The sequence below is a fragment of the Arthrobacter sp. StoSoilB20 genome (genome assembly GCF_019977295.1).
Taxonomy (GTDB): domain Bacteria; phylum Actinomycetota; class Actinomycetes; order Actinomycetales; family Micrococcaceae; genus Arthrobacter; species Arthrobacter nicotinovorans_A.
Map to the genome: position 1 here is coordinate 1,510,336 of NZ_AP024651.1, position 19,080 is coordinate 1,529,415.

At 64.4% G+C, this 19,080-nt stretch carries 13 protein-coding genes; 9 read left to right on the top strand and 4 right to left on the bottom strand.

From position 1 onward, the window contains the following. The first annotated feature begins 48 nt into the window (after positions 1–48). The 7 genes from LDN85_RS06920 to sufU all read left to right on the top strand — a co-directional run bounded on the left by LDN85_RS06920 (position 49) and on the right by sufU (position 11,808). Positions 49–618, top strand: coding sequence for a 50S ribosomal protein L25/general stress protein Ctc (locus LDN85_RS06920; RefSeq protein WP_026542774.1), 570 nt, complete (start codon positions 49–51; stop codon positions 616–618). A 141-nt stretch (positions 619–759) separates the two neighbouring features. Next, positions 760–1,344: an aminoacyl-tRNA hydrolase gene (gene pth, locus LDN85_RS06925; protein WP_026547081.1), complete on the top strand. Its 585-nt coding sequence runs from the start codon at positions 760–762 to the stop codon at positions 1,342–1,344. A gap of 141 nt (positions 1,345–1,485) precedes the next feature. Then, on the top strand, positions 1,486–4,218 hold the full coding sequence (locus tag LDN85_RS06930) for a LuxR C-terminal-related transcriptional regulator (protein ID WP_223944967.1): 2,733 nt from the start codon (positions 1,486–1,488) through the stop codon (positions 4,216–4,218). Between the two features lie 32 nt (positions 4,219–4,250). Beyond that, entirely contained in the window at positions 4,251–6,983 is a 2,733-nt protein-coding gene (locus LDN85_RS06935; RefSeq protein WP_223944968.1) for an AAA family ATPase, read from the top strand. A 473-nt stretch (positions 6,984–7,456) separates the two neighbouring features. Then, on the top strand, positions 7,457–9,892 hold the full coding sequence (locus LDN85_RS06940) for an ATP-binding protein (protein WP_223944969.1): 2,436 nt from the start codon (positions 7,457–7,459) through the stop codon (positions 9,890–9,892). Between the two features lie 79 nt (positions 9,893–9,971). Further along, positions 9,972–11,297 (top strand): cysteine desulfurase, encoded by a 1,326-nt coding sequence (locus LDN85_RS06945; RefSeq protein WP_043432501.1) that lies wholly within the window; start codon positions 9,972–9,974, stop codon positions 11,295–11,297. Between the two features lie 58 nt (positions 11,298–11,355). Next, positions 11,356–11,808: a Fe-S cluster assembly sulfur transfer protein SufU gene (gene sufU / locus LDN85_RS06950; RefSeq protein ID WP_026547086.1), complete on the top strand. Its 453-nt coding sequence runs from the start codon at positions 11,356–11,358 to the stop codon at positions 11,806–11,808. A 66-nt stretch (positions 11,809–11,874) separates the two neighbouring features. Here the strand turns inward: sufU and LDN85_RS06955 are convergent, their stop codons facing one another. Genes LDN85_RS06955 through LDN85_RS06965 form a run of 3 tightly spaced genes read right to left on the bottom strand, consistent with a single transcriptional unit; the run spans position 11,875 to position 14,184 of the window. Next, positions 11,875–12,096, bottom strand: coding sequence for a hypothetical protein (locus LDN85_RS06955; protein WP_026542767.1), 222 nt, complete (start codon positions 12,094–12,096; stop codon positions 11,875–11,877). A 1-nt stretch (position 12,097) separates the two neighbouring features. Continuing rightward, positions 12,098–12,595, bottom strand: coding sequence for a DUF2505 domain-containing protein (locus LDN85_RS06960; protein WP_026542766.1), 498 nt, complete (start codon positions 12,593–12,595; stop codon positions 12,098–12,100). Between the two features lie 47 nt (positions 12,596–12,642). Then, on the bottom strand, positions 12,643–14,184 hold the full coding sequence (locus tag LDN85_RS06965) for an SDR family oxidoreductase (RefSeq protein WP_223944970.1): 1,542 nt from the start codon (positions 14,182–14,184) through the stop codon (positions 12,643–12,645). Positions 14,185–14,293: 109 nt separating this feature from the next. Here LDN85_RS06965 and mfd point away from each other — a divergent pair, with 109 nt between their 5' ends. Both mfd and LDN85_RS06975 read left to right on the top strand, forming a co-directional pair. Then, positions 14,294–17,926 carry a transcription-repair coupling factor gene (gene mfd / locus LDN85_RS06970; protein ID WP_026547088.1) on the top strand — a complete coding sequence of 1,211 codons (3,633 nt, stop codon included), beginning with the start codon at positions 14,294–14,296 and terminating at the stop codon, positions 17,924–17,926. Positions 17,927–17,930: 4 nt separating this feature from the next. After that, on the top strand, positions 17,931–18,740 hold the full coding sequence (locus LDN85_RS06975) for a metal-dependent hydrolase (RefSeq protein ID WP_026542763.1): 810 nt from the start codon (positions 17,931–17,933) through the stop codon (positions 18,738–18,740). Positions 18,741–18,825: 85 nt separating this feature from the next. Here the strand turns inward: LDN85_RS06975 and LDN85_RS06980 are convergent, their stop codons facing one another. After that, positions 18,826–19,053 (bottom strand): hypothetical protein, encoded by a 228-nt coding sequence (locus LDN85_RS06980; RefSeq protein WP_026542762.1) that lies wholly within the window; start codon positions 19,051–19,053, stop codon positions 18,826–18,828. Positions 19,054–19,080: the final 27 nt, after the last annotated feature.

The window sequence follows — 19,080 nt, forward strand, 5'->3', positions numbered from 1 at the left end:
TAGACCAGCCCGGATTTTCCCGGGCGCCACAGTAATCAAGGAGTAAACATGTCTGAGCAGAAGCTCACCGCAGAACTGCGCACCGAATTCGGCAAGGGTTTCGCCCGCCGTGCACGCATGGCCGGCCAGATCCCGGCTGTCATCTACGGCCACGGCGCAGAGCCGATCCACATCAACCTGCCGGGCCGCGCCACCACGCTGGCAGTGCGCGTTTCCAACGCCCTCCTGGCGATCGACGTCGACGGCGAGCAGCACCTGACGCTCGTCAAGGACATCCAGCGCGATCCCGTAAAGCAGATCATCGAGCACGTTGACCTCCAGACCGTCAAGGCCGGCGAGAAGGTTACCGTCGACATCGCGATCCACGTTTCCGGTGAAGTTGCTCCGGGTGCTGTTGCCAGCCTCGAAGCCACCACGGTTTCCCTCGAAGCCGAGGCAACCCACGTCCCCACCGCCGTCGAGGTCAGCATCGAAGGCCTCAAGGCCGGCGAGAGCATCCACGCGTCCGACCTCGTGCTGCCGAAGGGCTCCACCCTCCTCACCGAAGGTGACACCCTGGTGGTCCGCATCGCTGAGACCGCTTCCGAGGCTGAAGAAGAAGCACCGGCCGCTGAGTAGTCTTTTGACTGTTTGAGGCGCAAGCCGTTGAGTGGCCGGGAACCTTCGGGTCCCGGCCACTTTCCTTTGTCCCCGCTGCTCCAATCCGTCGGTTGGGCACGTCCGCCGCTGAAACAACCAAACCTTTCCTAGGATGAGACCATGAGTGAGACCTGGCTGATTGTCGGCCTCGGCAACCCCGGCAGCGAGTACAGCAACAACCGCCACAACGTGGGGCAGATGGTGCTGGACGAACTGGCTTCCCGCATGGGCGGGAAGTTCAAGGTCCACAAGGCCCGTGCCCAGGTAGTGGAGGGCCGGCTGGGCATCGGCGGCCCGCGGGTAGTGCTGGCCAAGCCCATGACCTACATGAACACCTCCGGGGGACCTGTTGCCGGACTGTGCAATTTTTTCGACATCGCACCCGACCACGTTATTGCGGTCCACGACGAAATCGACATCCCTTTTAACACAGTCAAGCTAAAACTGGGCGGTGGCGAGGGCGGGCACAACGGGCTCCGTGACATCTCCAAAGCACTCGCCACCAAGGACTATTTGCGCGTCCGGGTGGGAGTTGGCCGGCCTCCGGGCCGCATGGAGACTGCCGACTACGTCCTCAGGGATTTTGCCACCGCTGAGAAGAAGGAACTGCCGTTCCTGTTGGATGAAGCCGCTGACGCCGTGCAATTGCTCATGGACCAAGGCTTGTTGTCAGCCCAGCAGAAGCACCACCCCGCAAAAACTTGAGCAAATCTTGAGGAAAGCCTGAGGAAAGCCTGACGGTCCCAGCGACCCCAAGGCCTACAAAGTGTCGGCGCCCGACGGTAGTGTGCATGGTACGCAGGTAAGCGGTGGGGGACTGTCGCAGATGTGTAGCGAAGGATGCGAATGTCGGCGGAGTTGCTAAACAAGGGCGGGGGAGGCGCAGCAAGGGCTGCGGCTCCCGATCTTGTGGGTGGGCCGACGGACAGGCAAACGTGGTCATTGCTGGCCCGCAGCCACGATCTGTCGAAGGCAGGCAAGTTCCTCGAGTCTCCCGAGTCCTACGGGGTGATCCTCACTGGCCAACGGGGAATTGGTAAATCCGGCCTCGCCAGGGCCGTGGTCTCATCGCTGGGCCCCAAGGTCCACAGCCTCCAGTTGCGTAACACCGTTGCCAACGGACAAACCCCCTACGGCTGCCTGGGTTTCCTGCTGGCCCGGCTGCCGTCGGAAGCCGTGAGTTCGCCTACCGGAATCCTGCATGCAGTAACCAGCCTGATCAGGAAGGAAGCGGCGGGCCGGGACACCGTGCTCATTGTGGACAACGCCGGCGGCATGGACCCCATGAGCACGGGGGTGCTGTTGAACCTCATGGCCAGCGGTACGGCCAAAGTAGTTGCCACCGTTCAACGTGCCAGCGACCTCCCCGCCGACTTCCATCGCCTGGTCCTCGAAGGGGAGTTGGGTGAGGTCCACCTGAACACCCTGAGCGAAGAACAGACCAAGCAGGTGCTGGGTTCGGTCCTTGGACACTATGTTTCATCAACGCTGGTCGGCTCGCTGCACTCGGCAGTGGGCGGAAACCCAATGCTCCTCCACGCTCTCCTGGAAGAGCAGCGGCACACAGGCAACCTGGTGCTCAACGATTCCGTCTGGACGCTCCGGGACCGGATCAAACTTGAAGGCGCCACGGTGGTGGAGGACTTTGTCCGTTCCAAACTGGCGCGCGAAACGCAGGCCAGCAGGACCGTCGTCGAAATCCTGGCCTGTGCGCAGCGCGCGACCTTGGTGGACCTGGCAGCCATCTTCGGCACCGAGGTTCTGGTGGAGATGGAAGATTCCGGGCTGCTCACGGTCGAACGCGGCGAAGACCACTGGGTGTCCCTGCGAGATCCCTACGTGGGCGAGGTAGTCCAGGGCTGGCTCAGTACCCGCCGCAGGCGTGAACTGCGGCTGATGCTTCATGGTCCCAAGGAACCTGAACTGCGGGGTTTGGCTGCACAGGATCTTCTGAGCTATGCGGCGTGGATGCATTCCTGCGAGGACGAGCCCACACCGTCGCCGGCGCTTGCACTTGCGGCCGGACGCGCGGCTTTGGATGACTTCGACCCCAACTTTGCCATCCAATGCACGTTGTCCCTGGATCCCAAAGACGAGGAGTGGGTGCCCGGCCAGCGCCTGAAGGCCGCGGCGTACCTCATGCTGGACCTTCCATTGCACGCAGCCCAGGCCCTGGACGAGGTATCCGAGTCGCACTTCGCCGCGCTGGACCCGCTGGAGTTTGCCGAAATAAGTGCCGCGAAATGCCAGGCAATGACCTGGATTGATGGTCGGGCGGGCATGGTCCCAGGGGTCATTTCCGACGCTCTGGACACTCTTGCAGCGATGGCGGGCAATTACCCGGCTGATGTGGTGGCCAAGGCATTCAACCGCCTCCACCTGTGCAACTACGAGTACAACACCTACATGGGCGAGTACGCCTCGATCATCGACGCCTTGGAAGAGGAACTGGCCAAAGACCCCGGGCAAGACCGGGAGCACTGGTTGAGGTCGGCGTTTTTCCTGGTGGAAGCCCGTTGCATCCTTGGCCGGGAGCTTGAGGCGCAGGAACTTGCGCGGACACTGTCGCGGCATCTGGGGGACACGGACAGGCCTGCCCAGTTGGAAGAGGCCTTCGCGAAGCATGCTTTCCTGGTGCTCTTGCTGTCAGGACAGTGGCGGCAATGCATTGAACTCATGCGGCGCACACCCTCCCGGTCCTCACGGCTTCAGTACAGGGGCGCTTTGACCGAACTGGGCATCGGCCTCGCCTACGCCTACGCCGGCAAACCTGCCTGCGCCATTGAGCCTTTGCGGTCAGCAGTTGCCCAACTGGAACTCCGACCGGCCATGAACATGAACAAGGTGGCCTACGCTGCGACGGCTTTTGCCTACGCCCAGCTGGGCAATTCCGTGGAGGCAGGCCGATACCTGGACCTGTACAGGACATGCCGGGGAACCGGGACGTATTTCTCCGAATCCGTGTCGGAGTTCTGTGCTGAGATGGCCGGACGTTGGATGGGGGACCCTGACGTGAAACAGCGGCTCCTGGCCCGGGTCCGCAACGATGTTGGGAAGCAGCGGTTGACCACTGCCGGCATCTGCCTCTTCGGCGCCACCGTGGAGGGCACTGACGAGGAATACCGGCTGCTTGAAGACATTGCCGGGCGCCGACAAGGCCCGCTTGCCCAGATCTCCGGGAACCTCGCCCGTGGTGCATTGAGCAAAAACTCCCGTTCCATGCTGGAAGCCGCTGATGCCGCAGCATCCCTGGACCTGCTGGTGGTTGAGGCCAGGTGCGTGGCCATGGCCTTGGACTATGCCCGCGACGCCGGCGAGACAACTGCTGCCCGCACAGCTCAGTTGAGGCTCGAACGGCTGGAGCATTCCGTGTCCGCGCTGCCGATCCAACCCCGCAGCGACGCGCCGGTCTTGACGGAGCGGGAACGCCAAATTGCTAAACTCGCCGGGAAGGGTGTCAGCAATCGTGAAATCGCGATGGATATCGGGGTGTCTGTGCGAACTGTCGAAGGCCATTTGTACCAGGTGTTCACAAAACTGGGCGTTTCGTCTCGAGGCGAGCTCAATGGGCTGCTGTGAAGCAGGCAAAGCCGTAGAAGTGCGGAGTGCCCATGCGGGCTGAGCACCTTGTAGGCCGGGACGCCGAGCTGGAACTGGCCATGAAGATCCTGCGTCAGGAAGGCGCGGGGGCCGTGCTCCTGGTGGCGGACCCCGGTATCGGCAAGACTGCCCTGGCCTCTGAAATTGCGGCCCGCCTGGCAGGGGAAATGGTGGTCATGCGGGTGCACGGAAGCCCCGCCCTGTCCGCTGTGCCCTACGGTGTCCTTGCGCCCTACCTGCTGGATCTGCCCGTGGAACAAGCCACCTCGCCCGTGGCGATCCTGCGCGAGTTCTGGGCCCAGTTCGAGAAACGCCGTGGGGGTGAGGGCGCGCGGCTCCTGCTGGTTGTCGATGATGCCCACGATCTTGACGAAGGCAGTACCCAGATCCTGGCCGAATTGGTGACCGCGGGATGGGCAAGGCTCGTGGCCACCGGCAGGCCACGCCCCGGTCTGCCCGCGGCTCTGCTTCAGCTTTGGTATGACGGACTGGCCGAGCGCCTGGAGCTTCATCCCCTGGACCACGAGGGCGTCGCTGAACTCGCGGAGAAAACCTTGGGCGGGACCGTCATGGCCAGCGCCGTGGATGTGCTGCATTCCGTTTCCGAGGGCAACCCTTTGCTACTTCGATGCCTCCTGGATGACTCTAAGGCCGATGGAAACCTGGTGCGGCGTAACGGCGTCTGGTTTCTGACACGCGCCCTCTCCGGCAGCGGCGAGGGCCTGGCGGAAGTAGTGCGGAACAGGGTTCTGCGCACCAGCGAGGCTGAGAGGGAAGCGATGTATGTCATCGCCCTCTCCGAACCGGTCCCCGCTTCCGTGCTCGATACCCAGGTGGGCAGGGAAACGCTGCGGTCGCTGATGGACAGCCGGTTGGTCCTGTCCACCAACGGGCCGGGAAGCCCACTCAAAATGTGGCACCCCATGTACAGCGAGGCGCTGCGCCAGATCGTCTCCCCGGCCCGCAGCCTCCAGATCCGCCAGCGTATGGTCCAGCACCTGCTGGCGGAGCCACCCACGGCCGAGGGATTGCTCCGGTTGGTGAGCTGGGCGCTGGACTGCGGTGCCGACGTCGATGATGAACAGCTGCTGGAAGCAGCATTCCTGGCCGCCAAACTGCTGCAGAACCCCCTTGCGTTGGCAGCAGCGGCAAAGGTCCGCTCCGAGGCATTGCGCCCACGCGCCCGTGCCGTCATGGCCATGGTCAACTACAACGACGGCGACTTCCGCAACGCCGTACGGCTGTTGGAAGAAGACCTGGGGTACTTGGACGCCGATCCATCGGGCCCACTGGGAACAGGCCTGTTGTGGGCCGCTGCACGGGCGGCCATGGGGGATACCGCAGAGGACATTGTGGCCGATGCGAGGGCCGCGGCGTCGGCGCTCACCAGCGGCCTTCCTGAGTCGGACCCCCTGGTGGGGCTCGTGGGACGGCACGCTACGGCACTGGAGCTGGCCGCCCTTGCCCACGATGGCTGCTATGCAGAACTCCGTGAGGGGATCGAACGGTTTGGGGAAGCTCTCAACAGCGAGGACCCGGACCACGTCATGAACCAGGTGTTCCTCCTGGCCATGAAGTGTGAGCTCCTGACAGTGGAAGGGCAGGCCGTGGAAGCGCTGGATGCCGGACGTCAAGCATTGGCGCTGCTGGACGCGGCCGATGATGACCTCCTGTACTTCAGCGACTTTGTGTTGGCCCGCTATACCCTCGCCGCCCTGGGAGCTGGAGACTGGGGTGCTGCCGCGTCCGGCCTTGAACGGTACTCTGCACGATCGGCACTGGGACTCATAGTCTTTGGCGGCGATATCCAAACCCTCCAAGGGTTGTCCCTGCTGCGGCAAGGCCGCCTGGAGCAAGCGGCGGAGCTGGTGACTCCCGCCGTTGAGGCACTCCGGGTCAAGGATCCCCAACAGCTGAGGAACCTAGGCAATGCGCTGGCGTTCTACGCCGCAGCACGCTCCGGCGATACCGCGCTGGCCGAGCGACTTGCAGCTGAGGCCGGTGCCCTTGCCGGCGAGGCCGGTGCCCTTGCCGGCGAGGCCGGCGCCCCTGCCGGTGCCCCAGCCGGTGATGGGCGGGCCGGCACCGGCGGAGCCTACGTGGAGGCCCTGGCCGGGCTCTTCACGCTGGCCGGCCAGGAACTGGTATCCAAAGGATCAGGCCTGGACAAACTACGGACGCTGCCGGAATCCGCGTCCCTGCATCGCCTGCCAGGGGTCCTGCTGCAGAACCTGGTGCTCCGGGCCGAGATTGGCGACGTGCAGGCCATGGAGTCCATCAAGGTAGCCGCCGGCACTATGTCCGGAGCGTGGGCGGCCGGGTGGTTGTCGTTGGCGGAAGCACATGTGGGCGCTGATGGCCAAGGCTTCGTCAACGCAGGGAATCTCCTTGCTGCGGCGGGAATGCCCGGGCCGGCGGCCGTGGCGTTCGACAAAGCCGCCCTGTCCTTTGATGCCGAAGGGAAGCGCCCTGAGGCCCGCCAGGCGGCGGTGCTGCGCGATGTCAGCGAAGCCAGCCTCGGCGATGCCCTCCTCCATGACCCCACTGCCGAAGCGGACCGCTCGGTGCCTTTGACCCGCCGGGAGCAGGACATTGTGGCGTTGGCAGTTTCGGGACTTACCGACCGCCAAATCGCAGAGAAGCTGATGGTCTCCGTGCGCACGGTGGAGGGCCACCTGTACCGCAGCTACGCCAAGTTGGGCATTCGCCGGCGGGAAGATCTCGGCGCTGCTGTCCGTCACTGATACCAGTGTCCGTTTGAGTACTCAGTCACTCCTTTGACGCCACTTGTGCCCGCCATCGCGGGGAATTTTGCCAATCAGTGGAGTAACCCGCGGGCGTGTTGTGCCCAAACCAAGTAGTTGCCCCTTGGGGGACTGAGTACAACAAGGTAGAGGCCCGGAAAAAGCCCCCAGCTAATCGAGTACCAACTACTGGTGTACCGCGTTCGCCGCCCCGGCAGTATTGATCTTGGAAGAACGGTTCAGCCCCAAGCATCACCGGGATTCCGAAAGTCGCATCATCCGCATCGGTGGTCTCTTTGAGCCGATGCACCGGACACCGGAAGGTGTTCCGGCCCTGGACGAAGCCGGCGGCGACAGAGTCTTCTGAGACCGAGACTCTCCCCCCAGCCGCCGCCGGCTTCTAGGCCAGGTAGCCCGCACTTCGCGGAAAACCACCCCTCCCGGATCATGGGACTGCTTCTATTGGAGTGCGCATGCTGCCGGATCCCTGGCTGGACGAAGACACCGTCACAGTCGGGCTGAGGCCATCACCCTTCGCAGACCGGGCACGGCTGCTGGACATCATCCTTTCCGCAGTACCCTCCCCCTCCACCAGCGGCATCGTAGTGACGGGAGACCGGGGATCCGGTAAGAGCCACCTGTTGCTCTCCATCAAAGCGGGCCTCCCGGAAACCATGGACGTCAGGACTTTCGCGGGAAAGCCGGAACTCAAAACCATCAGCTATGGCGCACTGGGCGCCGCTGCCGAAAGCGCTGGCGACAGCACCATGCTCCCGGGACTTCACGTCTTGCGTGCCTTGACCAGCACCTTGGGGGCCGCTGAGTACCTGTACACGCCAAACAGCGGCCGACGCCGGAACAAGCACCAGGTGCGGGCGGCGCGTCCGCCGCTGGTGTTGTTGGTGGACGATATCCACTACTTCGATCCCGCTTCACTGGCTGTCCTGCTGCAGCTGATTCCGGGCTTTGGCGCCACCTTGGTAGCTACTGCCGACAGCCGACGGCCCCTGCCTCCGGACCTTTACCAACTCTGGGAAGACGGCTTCCTGGAACAGTTCTTCCTGCCTCCCTTCAGCTTCATGGAGGCGCACGCGCTGGCCGAAGCTGTCCTGGGCGGCAAGGTCCAGCGCCGTGCCAGCAGCCTTCTGGCCGCCATGAGCGGTTTCAATGTGGGGCTGCTGGGAATCGCCCTCAATGATGCCCGCAGCGCGGGGCTGTTGGCGCAGAAGGACGGCTACTGGACCATTGATGTCCGCGCCCACTGTGACTGGCCGGGCGTGGTGGCGCAGGTGCAGGCGGAAAACTCTGCACGGCCGGCCGAGGAACGGCACGCCCTGGAACTCATCGCGCTCGCGGAACCGGTGGCTGTGGATGTGGTGGAGCACCATTTCGGCCACACCGCCGTTGAACATCTCCTGGCAAACCATCACATCAGGCTGTTGGCCGGGAGGCCGCCGCTGGTCAGGACGAGTTCCTGGCTTCGCGGCGAGGGCACCCGACTGGCAGTGCCCCGGCCCAGGAGCCTGGCCCTCCGCCTTGGCGTTGAGGAGCCGGTCCTGACACGGGAATCAGCTCCCACCTTGCTGCGCTGGATGAACTGGACCCTGGACTGCGGGCTGACGTTGTCGGACGAACTTCTCCTCGCGGCAGCACCGGCGGCCGACAGGCCATCAACGGCAGAACTGGCCATCCGTGCCGCCGCCGCAGTGGCCGCCCCGGGGCGGAAGGACGAGGCGAGGCTCCTGAGGGCCCGCGCTTTGGTTGCCGAGGGTTTGTTGGGCGAAGCCGCTCCGGAACTGAGTGAACTTGCAGCCGCCGGGGGATCGCCGGAAGTGAAGGCCGACGCCGGTCACCGCTTGCTGGCGCTCGAACTCCTGGGTGCCGTTCCGGGCCGGGCGTGGCGCAGCGGGCAGGAGGAAGAGGGTTCAGGCGAACAGGGGACCGCCCAACTGGTCCGCAACGTCCGGGAAGCCGAACGGCTGCTGCTGACGGGGGCTGCGCCGGAGGCGTTGGAGCGGTCAACAGCGGCCATGGCTGCAGTTGATGCAAACCCCGCCTTGGACATGTTCCGCCCGGCGGTGCTGTTCCGACACGTGGTGTGCCTCCGCAACAACCTGGCCTGGAGCCAGGTTGATGCGCTGTTGGACTGTCCTTCCGCCTTTGTGCTGCCCACCTACCTTGCTGTGTGTTTGGACGTTGCCCGCGCGTATGCAGAACTCAGCCAAGGGCTTACCCGCGCGGCGGCGACAACGTTGGAACCTGTCCTTGCGGAACTTCCCGACGCCGGCCTTCCGCCGGTCCTTGCCTTCGCGGCGGCCATGCTGGCCTACTGCGAGGCGCTGCGCGGGAACCCTGCGCAGGCGATGGAACGGTGTGGTCAGAGTGTCTCGGCCCTGCGGGAAGTCCAGGATCCAGGGGGTCTGCTCGCGCAACTCAGCTCCGTGTATTTGGCAGCCGCACAGGACCAGCTTGCCGGCAGGCCCGGCCACCTGATGGAGTTGGCTGAACAACTCCGCCACCAGGGCAACACGATGTTGGAAGCCGAGGCGGTCTCCCTCCTGATGCTCAACGCCACCAGTACCGCCGTCGAGGACCTGGTGCTGCAGCGGCGCCTGGCAGGGCTGGCAGCAGGAATTCACGGAGCCCGGGGAACCGCGCTTGGCACGTTTGCGTCGGCGCTGCTGAACCAGGACCCCAAAACGCTCGAGACGGCCGGGAGGAGCTTGTCTGCCGACAGGCTTTTTGCCCATGCTGCCATGTGCTACTCCCTTGCGGCCAGTGGGTACGAAGCCCGCACCAGGAGTGCGGCGAGCCGGCGTGCCTCGGTCCTGGTTGAGCGCCTGCGCAGCGCATTCGACAGCGGCGCCGTTCCGCCGCTGGGCTGGGTCCCGGGAAGGGCAGGCGGCTGACGTGCTGAACGGCACACCGCCCGGTGCAGCCCCACGTGGGATAATGGGGAGTCCCTGAAGGATTTCCAAGGAGCGCCCCTTGACTGCCGTATCAACCCCAGCCTCACTGCTTCGGTCCGTGCATGCCATGGACAATGCGGAGGTGTTGCGGATCCGGAACGACTTCCCGGTGCTGGACCAGATGGTCAACGGTAAACCCCTGATCTACCTCGATTCCGGTGCTACGTCGCAGAATCCGCTCAGTGTCATCGAGGCCGAGCAGGAGTACTACGAGCAACGCAATGCTGCCGTTCACCGCGGCGCCCATCACCTGGCTGTTGAAGCTACGGAGGTTTTCGAGGACGCACGCCAGACGGTGGCGGACTTCATCGGTGCACAGTATGAAGAAACCGTATGGACTTCCAATGCCACCGAGGGCCTGAACCTCATCAGCTACGCACTCTCCAACGCCGGATTGTGGGCGGCACAGGGCCGTGGTGATTCGCGCCTGAAAGAGCTGGCCATTGGTCCCGGCGACGAGATCGTGGTCACCGAAATGGAACACCACGCCAACCTCATTCCCTGGCAGGAGTTGGCTTTCCGGACCGGGGCCACCCTGAGGTACATCCCTGTCAGAGACGACGGCACCCTGTTGCTGGACGCCGCCGCCGGACTCGTGGGGGAGCGGACCAAGCTCCTGGCCTTCACCCACGCTTCCAACGTCCTTGGCACCATCAACCCGGTGGCGGACCTCGTGGCACTTGCCCGCAGGGTGGGCGCCTTGGTGGTCCTGGACGCCTGCCAGTCCGTGCCCCACATGGCTGTGGACGTCAAGGAACTGGACGTCGACTTCGCTGTGTTCTCCGGCCATAAAATGCTGGCCCCCACCGGCGTCGGCGTGTTGTATGGGAAGCAGGAGCTCCTGGATGTCATGCCGCCGTTCCTCACCGGTGGTTCCATGATCACCACCGTGACCATGGAACGTGCCGAATACCTGCCGGCGCCCCAGCGGTTCGAGGCCGGAACCCAGCGCATCTCCCAGGCCGTGGCGCTCGCAACTGCGGTGAACTACCTGACCGAGACCGGAATCGAACGCATCCATGCATGGGAGGCCACGCTGGGCCAACGCCTCGTCAAGGGGCTTGAAAGCATCGACGGCATCAGGGTTGTCGGACCGGCCTCCGGGTCGGAACGGATCGGCCTGGCCGCATTCGACGTCGCCGGTGTGCACGCCCACGACGTCGGGCAGTTCCTTGATGACCGAGGCATCGCCGTCCGAGTCGGTCACCATTGCGCCCAACCGTTGCACCGCCGGCTCGGCCTGACAGCCACCACCCGGGCGAGTACCTACCTCTACAACACCACCGACGACGTCGATGCTTTCCTCGACGCCGTTTCCGGGGTCCGGGCCTATTTCCAGGCCTGACCATCAGCAGCCCTGACATGCCGGGCAACCATCAACCACCGAACAGGCTATAACCACCATGAGTCTTGACCAGCTGTACCAGCAGATCATCCTGGACCACTCCAAGCAGCGGCACGGCAGTGGCCTGGCTGAAACGGCCGCCCCTGAAGGGGCATCCACCGGTCAATCACACCAACTGAACCCGGTGTGCGGGGATGAAGTCACGCTGCGGCTCGCCGTTGCGGACGGAACCGTCCAGCAGATCAGCTGGGACGGAGCGGGCTGCTCCATTTCGATGGCTTCTGCCTCGGTGCTGACCGACCTCGGCGAGGGAATGTCCGTGGAGGAACTGCACACGGTGATCGGGAACTTCCGCGAAGTCCTCCGGTCCCGCGGCAAGGTCCAGGCCGACCCCGAGGTCCTCGGTGACGCGGCGGCCTTCGAAGGCGTGGCCCGTTACGCGGCGCGCGTCAAATGCGCCATGATCTCCTGGGTTGCTGCCGAGGATGCCCTCAACCAGGCCACCGCCTAAAACAGGAAGCAGCGCGCGCAATGAGTTCTCACAGCGCGCGCTGCTTCCTGTTTGGCCGGGTGAAGCTCAGGCGACCAAGCCTGCAATGCCAATGGCCGCCGTCGCCAATCCCAGCACCATGGAGATGGTGACCAGGACAACGTGGACCGTGAGGAACCGGGTGGCCTTGCCTGCGGCATCGCGGGCGCGGGGATCCTTCATGACGCGCTTGAGGAACTGTGGCCACACAAGCAGCGACCAGAGCCCTGCGACGATCAGGACAACCGCAAGGATCGCGGGGATCTCCACGCTAGTGGCTTTCGAGCCAGGCCTGGGCCTGCTGCGACTGGATGTTCAGTGCCTTGCCAACCATCGGCTCCGCAGCATCAGCGATCTTGCCACCGAGGAACGGTACCGAAGAGGTGACGTTGCCTTCGAGCTCGATCCTGGTGTTGGCACCGTCGGCAACGAGGCGCTGGACAGCCGTGACGTCCAGGGGCGCGCCTGAAATCTTCAAGGCGATGTTGCTGGCCCGTGAGCCATCGGCCGCGGGAGCTTCCCACTGCTCGGTCTGGGTGACCTTCAGGGTCTCGCCGACGAACTTCCGGGCAATGTCCGGCAGTCGCGTGGTGGGCAGGGTGCGGACAGTGACGGTGCTGAACGCACCGGCGGGGTCGCCGTCGATCGTGAACGATTCCAGGGAGCCGCCCACCAGTTCGCTCGTGTGACGCAGGAATTCTTCGTCGACAAATACGGCAGCTACGCGGTCAACGCTGTGCGGCAGGGTGGTGGATGCGCTCAGGGCCATGGGTCCTCCGTGAATGGTGGTGGTGAAGCTTTTTAGCTCCCAACATCCTACGGGGTTCCGCCGGCCACCCCTGAACCGGTGCTTGCCGGGGAGCTCTCCTGGAGGGTGATGGCCGCAGCCGAGATGTTCCGGGCCATGGACGGGAAGATGAAACCGTGGAACGGGTACACCCCCAGCCAGTAGAGGCGCCCGGCAAGTCCACGCGGGAAGAAAATGGCGCGCTGCTTATAAAGGCTGCCTTCGCCGTCGGGCTCCACCGCCAACTCCAGCCAGGCCCCGCCCGGGGCCCGCATCTCGGCCCGCAAGCGCAGCAGGTGCCCGCGGTCGATGGCTTCCACCCGCCACCAGTCCACTACCTCACCGGCGTTGAGGGTTTTGGGATGCCGGCGTCCGCGCAGCAAACCAGCCCCGCCCTGGAGCTTGTCCAGCCAGCCCCGGACCCGCCATGCCAGCGGCAGTGAATACCAGCCGTTCTTACCGCCGATGCCCTCAATGATGGTCCAGACGTGCTCCGGCCGGGCCTCGCTGTGGAAGGTCCTTTCATCGAGGAAGACTTTGTAGCCCGCCCAATCGGGGTCACTGGGAAGCGGATCGGCGTCGATCCCCGCGTTGGCCCAGGTGGTCTCCACCTGTCCGTCCCGTTCCTTGCCCAACGCCAAAGCGACGGCACGGCGGTACTGGGTCAGGCCGCCGTCGGGCTGGGGTATGTAACGGTCGACGTCGTGCTCCCGCGACACTGCGTCATGCTGCAGCGACTGCACCAAAGGCAGGGACATGGACAGGGGAATTGGCGTCACCAGGGCCACCCACAATCCGGCAAGCTTGGGAGCCGGGACGGGAAGCGCGATGACCAGGCGCCGGGGGAGCCCCCGCTCCACCGCGTACTCGTTCATCATCTCCTTGTACTTCAGGACGTCCCGGGAGCCGATATCGAAGGAACGGTTCAACTTATCCGGGAGCGCCGCAGCAGCCACGAGGTAGTGCAGGACGTCACGGACCGCGATGGCCTCAACCCGGTTGTTCACCCAACTGGGGGCAGGCATGACCGGAAGTGTTTCGGCCAGGTGCCGGATCATCTCGAACGAGGCGGATCCCGAGCCGATCACCACGCCGGCCTGGAACACGATCGAGTCCACTGATGAGTCCAGGAACACCTTTCCCACGGTCTCGCGGGAACGCATGTGGATGGACAGTTCCTCGTTCTCGGGGTGCAGTCCGCCGAGGTAGACGATCCTGTCCACACCGGCCCCTGCCGCGGCTCCAGCCACGAGCCGGGCCATGGCTTCCTCCTTGGCCTCGAACCCGCTGCCGGATGCCATGGAGTGGACCAGGTAGTACAGGACGTCCACGCCGGCCAGGGCCTCGGTGAGTCCGTCTGCGTCCGAGAGGCTGTTCTCGATGATCTCCACATGATCATGCCAAGGGACATCGGCGATCTTTTGTGGCGTGCGGACCAGGACCTTGACCTTGTGGCCGGCTTCAAGGAGCCGGGGGACCAGACGTCCGCCAATGTATCCGGTGGCGCCTGTTACCAGTACGGTCCTGGTGTCCTGCGGTGTGTTGGAATGCGTAGCTTCCGAAGGCTGCAAAGGAACTCCTGGGGCTGGGGGTAGAGGTAGGCTGGAATGACCCGGCGTTCTTCTGAATTTCCGGGCATTTGTGTTGCCTGCCCTTGGAACCACCCTAGGAGTTTCTGTCATGAGCCTCAACGGTCTGCGCCGCGCCTTGGCGGAGGACAAGACTTTCGCCCGCGTGCGAACGGAAGCTCAGCGGCCCTTCAGCGACCGCAACACCGACTACCAGATCAGCGCTCCCACTGGAATGCGCGCTGTGCTGCTCGCCGAAATGGCCGACGCCCTGGCCTCCGCTGGTGACGACGGTGCCGGCGCTCCCGTGGTCCTCGCCGTCACAGCAACCGGACGTGAAGCCGAGGACCTCACCGCTGCGCTCGCCTCATATCTTCCGGCCGAATCCGTGGCCACCTTCCCCAGCTGGGAAACCCTCCCGCACGAGCGGCTCTCCCCGCGCTCGGACACCGTCGGGCGCCGGCTTTCCGTCCTGCGCCGCCTGACCCACCCCGAAACCTCGACGTCGGCCCCCTTGCGGGTAGTGGTGGCTCCCGTTCGCGCCGTGGTCCAGCCCATTGTTGCCGGCTTGGGGGACTTGGTTCCAGTGACACTGCAGGTGGGGCAGGAGCGTTCTTTCACGGAGGTTGTCAGGGCCCTGTCCGACGCAGCCTACGCACGTGTGGACATGGTGACGCACCGTGGCGAATTCGCGGTCCGCGGCGGCATCCTCGACGTCTTCCCACCCACCGAGGACCATCCCATCCGGGTGGAGTTCTTCGGCGACGAAGTGGACCAGATGCGCTGGTTCGCCGTGGCCGACCAGCGCTCGCTGTCCGCACCCGGCATTCACCACCCCACCGAACTGCACGCCCCGCCGTGCCGGGAAATCCTGATCACCGCCTCAGTCATGTCCCGCGCGGCCAGGCTCAAAGCCGACATGCCCGCAGCGGCGGACATGCTCGAGAAGATTGCCGGCGGGATCGCTGTTGAGGGCATGGAATCCCTTGCCCCGGTCCTGGTGGATGCCATGGTCCCGTTCGTTGACCAGCTCCCGGCGGGCTCCCTCTCCGTGGTCATCGAACCGGAAAAGGTCCGCACCCGCGCGCACGATCTCGCAGCCACCAACGAGGAATTCCTTGAAGCTGCGTGGTCAACTGCGTCCGACGGCGGTGCGGCGCCCCTTGACTTGTCTTCCCAGGCATCCACCGACCTGCATGCGGCCAGTTTCCGGTCACTGACCGATACCCGTTCGGCCGCCCTCGCCCACGGCGTCTCCTGGTGGTCCATCACCTCGCTCGCCTCGGACGAGGACCTCGTCCTGGATATCGACGTCCTGAACATGCGGGCCCGCGAACCTCGCGGATACCAAGGCGAAGTGGCCGAGATGCTGGAATTCATCGGATCCCGGGTCCGCGAGCAGTGGCGCGTGGTGGTGGTGACCGATGGTCCCGGACCTGCCCAACGCCTGGCCGAGCTGTTCCACGATGCCGATATTCCCTGCTCCCGGGTGGAGTCCCTGGACAAGGAGCCCCAACCGGGCATCATCGAGGTGACCACCGCCGCCGTCGGGCGTGGTTTTGTCCTTGACGGGCTCAAACTTGGCCTCTTGACCGAAGCCGACCTGCTGGGCCGGGCGACGGCAAGTTCCACCAAGGACATGCGGCGCATGCCCTCCAAGCGCCGCAACGCCGTGGACCCCCTCCAGCTGCACGCGGGCGATTTCGTGGTCCATGAGCAGCACGGCATCGGCCGGTTCGTGGAGCTCATCCAGCGCAAGGTGACCGGTACCTCGGCCTCCGATGCCGGCCTGCGCGAGTATCTGGTCCTGGAGTACGCCCCGTCCAAGCGCGGTGCTCCGGGGGACCGGCTCTTTGTACCGACTGACCAGCTGGACCAAGTGACGCGCTACGTCGGCGGTGACACCCCTGCGCTGAGCAAGATGGGCGGTGCGGACTGGGCCAGCACCAAGTCCAAGGCCCGCAAGGCCGTCAAGGAAATCGCCGGCGAACTGATCCGCCTCTACTCCGCCCGCATGGCATCACGCGGCCATGCCTTTGCCCCGGACACTCCGTGGCAGCGAGAACTTGAAGAAGCGTTCCCGTACGTGGAAACACCGGACCAGCTGACCACCATCAACGAAGTCAAAGCGGACATGGAACGCGAGATCCCCATGGACCGCCTGGTCTCCGGTGACGTGGGCTACGGCAAGACCGAGATCGCTGTCCGCGCCGCCTTCAAAGCCGTCCAGGACGGCAAGCAAGTGGCTGTCCTGGTGCCCACCACGTTGTTGGCCCAGCAGCACTACGAAACCTTCACGGAGCGTTTCTCCGGCTTCCCCCTGCGGGTAAAGCCGCTCTCCAGGTTCCAGAGCAGCAAGGAAGCGAAAGAAACCGCCGAGGGCGTCAAGAGCGGCGCTGTGGATGTGGTGATCGGTACGCACCGGCTCCTGTCCAAGGACTTCGAGTTCAAGGACCTCGGACTGGTGATCGTGGACGAGGAACAGCGCTTCGGTGTGGAGCACAAGGAAGCGCTGAAGAAGATGCGCACCAACGTCGATGTGTTGGCCATGAGTGCCACACCCATTCCCCGCACGCTGGAAATGTCGCTCACCGGTATCCGGGAAACCTCCACCCTGGCCACCCCTCCGGAGGAACGCCACCCGGTCCTGACCTACGTCGGTCCCTACACGAACAAGCAAACCTCCGCTGCCATCCGCAGGGAGCTGATGCGCGAAGGCCAGGTGTTCTTCGTCCACAACCGGGTCTCATCGATCGAGCGCATCGCGGCCCAAATCCGCGAACTGGTCCCCGAAGCCCGGGTCGAGGTGGCGCATGGTCAAATGTCCGAGAGCCGCCTCGAGAAAATCATCGTGGACTTCTGGGAGAAGCGGTTCGACGTCCTGGTCTGCACCACCATCATCGAAACCGGCCTGGATATCTCCAACGCAAACACCCTCATTGTCGATGGCGCTGACAAGTATGGGCTCTCGCAGCTCCACCAGCTCCGCGGACGCGTTGGACGTGGCCGTGAACGGGCCTACGCCTACTTCCTGTACCCCTCGGAAAAACCATTGGGCGAGGTAGCCTTGGAGCGTCTGAAGGCCGTAGCCGCGCACAACGAACTCGGCGCCGGCATGCAGCTGGCCATGAAGGACCTCGAAATCCGTGGTGCGGGAAACCTGCTGGGCGGCGAACAGTCGGGCCACATCCAGGGAGTCGGCTTCGACCTCTACATCCGCCTGGTAGGCGAGGCTGTGGCCGAATACCGCGGCGAGGCCGAAGAAAAGGCCGCGGAGATGAAGATCGAGCTGCCCGTCAACGCCCACCTTCCGCACGACTACGTGCCAGGGGAAAGGCTGCGCCTGGAGGCCTACCGAAAACTGGCCGCTGCCATTACGTACGAGGCCATCGACGAGGTCCTGGCTGAACTCGTGGACCGTTACGGCGAGCCTCCGCTGCCCGCCCAAAACCTCATTGCCGTGGCGCGCTTCCGGGTAGGTGCCCGCGAAGCCGGCCTGTCCGACGTCGCGCTCCAAGGCAACTTCATCCGCTTCTCGCCGGCGCAACTACCGGAGTCCAAAACCATGCGCCTGAACCGAATGTACCCGGGTTCCCAGGTGAAACCGGCACTGGACGCCGTCCTGATTCCCAAGCCCAAGACGGCCAAAATCGGTGGACGCGATCTTCAGGATGCCGAGATTTTGCAATGGGCCAACACCGTTATTGAAGCGATCTTCACCGACGCACCCGTGAAGGCCGGCTGACTGCATGATGGGAGGACATCACGCCGCGTCAGGAGCCGCGGCGTGGATAGCTATTGCCTCAACCGGCCCGTACGCCCTTGGCTGGTACCCCTTGGATTCCACCGGAATCCTGATCGGAGCCATGGCGACGGCGGGAACTGCCTTGGTGGTGGACTGGGACCACCGGCACAGCACCATCGCCAACTCCCTGCCCCCATTGTCCAATGTGATTGCGGTGGGGATCGAAAAAGCCAGTGGCGGTCACCGGCAGGGGACCCATTCACTCCTGGGAGCCTCGGCATTTGTGGTGCTCGCAGCCATGGCGGCGCAGTTCCAAATGGACACTCCGGTGGGCAAGCTCTCCATCGGGGCTGGTTTGCTGTGCATGTTCATGATCAATCTGGCGGCCAAGGCGTTGAACCTGTTCCCGAAGTCCGGGTGGATCACCAACTGGCTCTTTGCTGTGGTGATGGCAGGTTTGGTCACCTGGTTTGCCCCGGACCAGTGGGGCTGGTTGCCCCTGTCCATGCTCACAGGTGTGGTGGTGCACATCGTGGGGGACATGATCACTGTGGGTGGTGTACCGCTCCTGTGGCCCATTGTCATCAAGCCGCCGAAATTCCTGCGGAAATCCCCGATCCGGGGGATCTGGCGGCCAAATGGAGCCTTCTCCATCCCGCTGCTGGGGAGGGCCGGTTCCCGACGCGAATGGTTGGTCCTGATACCGGTCAGCGGTTACGCCATGGTGGGCATGGGAGCTGCGGCGTGGACGCTGGCGCAACAGCACTGGCCAGGGGTTCTGGCGGCCTTGGGGGGCGTAGTGCAGGTCCCCTGACGGCCCGGCGGCTGTCTTCGTTTGGCTCAAAAAGAAATGCGGCCCGGGTATGAACCCGGGCCGCATTTCTTTGAAGATAAGAGGCTTAGTTTTCGCCGGCGGAGTCAGAGCGGCCAAGAATGGTCTGTGGGATCCAGAAAGCCAGGGCGAAAAGGCCGAGGCAAACGGCCATGGGCCACGGGTTCTCGAGGCTGAGGAAAGACAGCGAGTAGATGGCGCCCAGGAAGAGCACAATCATGACCAGGAACAGGACAATGCTCTGGACCAGGTTGTTTTCGCGCTCGATGGGGGCGCTGGTTGCGTTCTTCGACATTCGTTCCTCCTCGGCCCCGCAGGGCTC

Coding starts and splice junctions, on each gene's coding strand:
- LDN85_RS06920 (WP_026542774.1), top strand. CDS start 49: ATGTCTGAGCAGAAGCTCACCGCAGAACTGCGCACCGAATTCGGCAAG.
- pth (WP_026547081.1), top strand. CDS start 760: ATGAGTGAGACCTGGCTGATTGTCGGCCTCGGCAACCCCGGCAGCGAG.
- LDN85_RS06930 (WP_223944967.1), top strand. CDS start 1,486: ATGTCGGCGGAGTTGCTAAACAAGGGCGGGGGAGGCGCAGCAAGGGCT.
- LDN85_RS06935 (WP_223944968.1), top strand. CDS start 4,251: ATGCGGGCTGAGCACCTTGTAGGCCGGGACGCCGAGCTGGAACTGGCC.
- LDN85_RS06940 (WP_223944969.1), top strand. CDS start 7,457: ATGCTGCCGGATCCCTGGCTGGACGAAGACACCGTCACAGTCGGGCTG.
- sufU (WP_026547086.1), top strand. CDS start 11,356: ATGAGTCTTGACCAGCTGTACCAGCAGATCATCCTGGACCACTCCAAG.
- LDN85_RS06960 (WP_026542766.1), bottom strand. CDS start 12,595: ATGGCCCTGAGCGCATCCACCACCCTGCCGCACAGCGTTGACCGCGTA.
- mfd (WP_026547088.1), top strand. CDS start 14,294: ATGAGCCTCAACGGTCTGCGCCGCGCCTTGGCGGAGGACAAGACTTTC.
- LDN85_RS06975 (WP_026542763.1), top strand. CDS start 17,931: ATGATGGGAGGACATCACGCCGCGTCAGGAGCCGCGGCGTGGATAGCT.
- LDN85_RS06980 (WP_026542762.1), bottom strand. CDS start 19,053: ATGTCGAAGAACGCAACCAGCGCCCCCATCGAGCGCGAAAACAACCTG.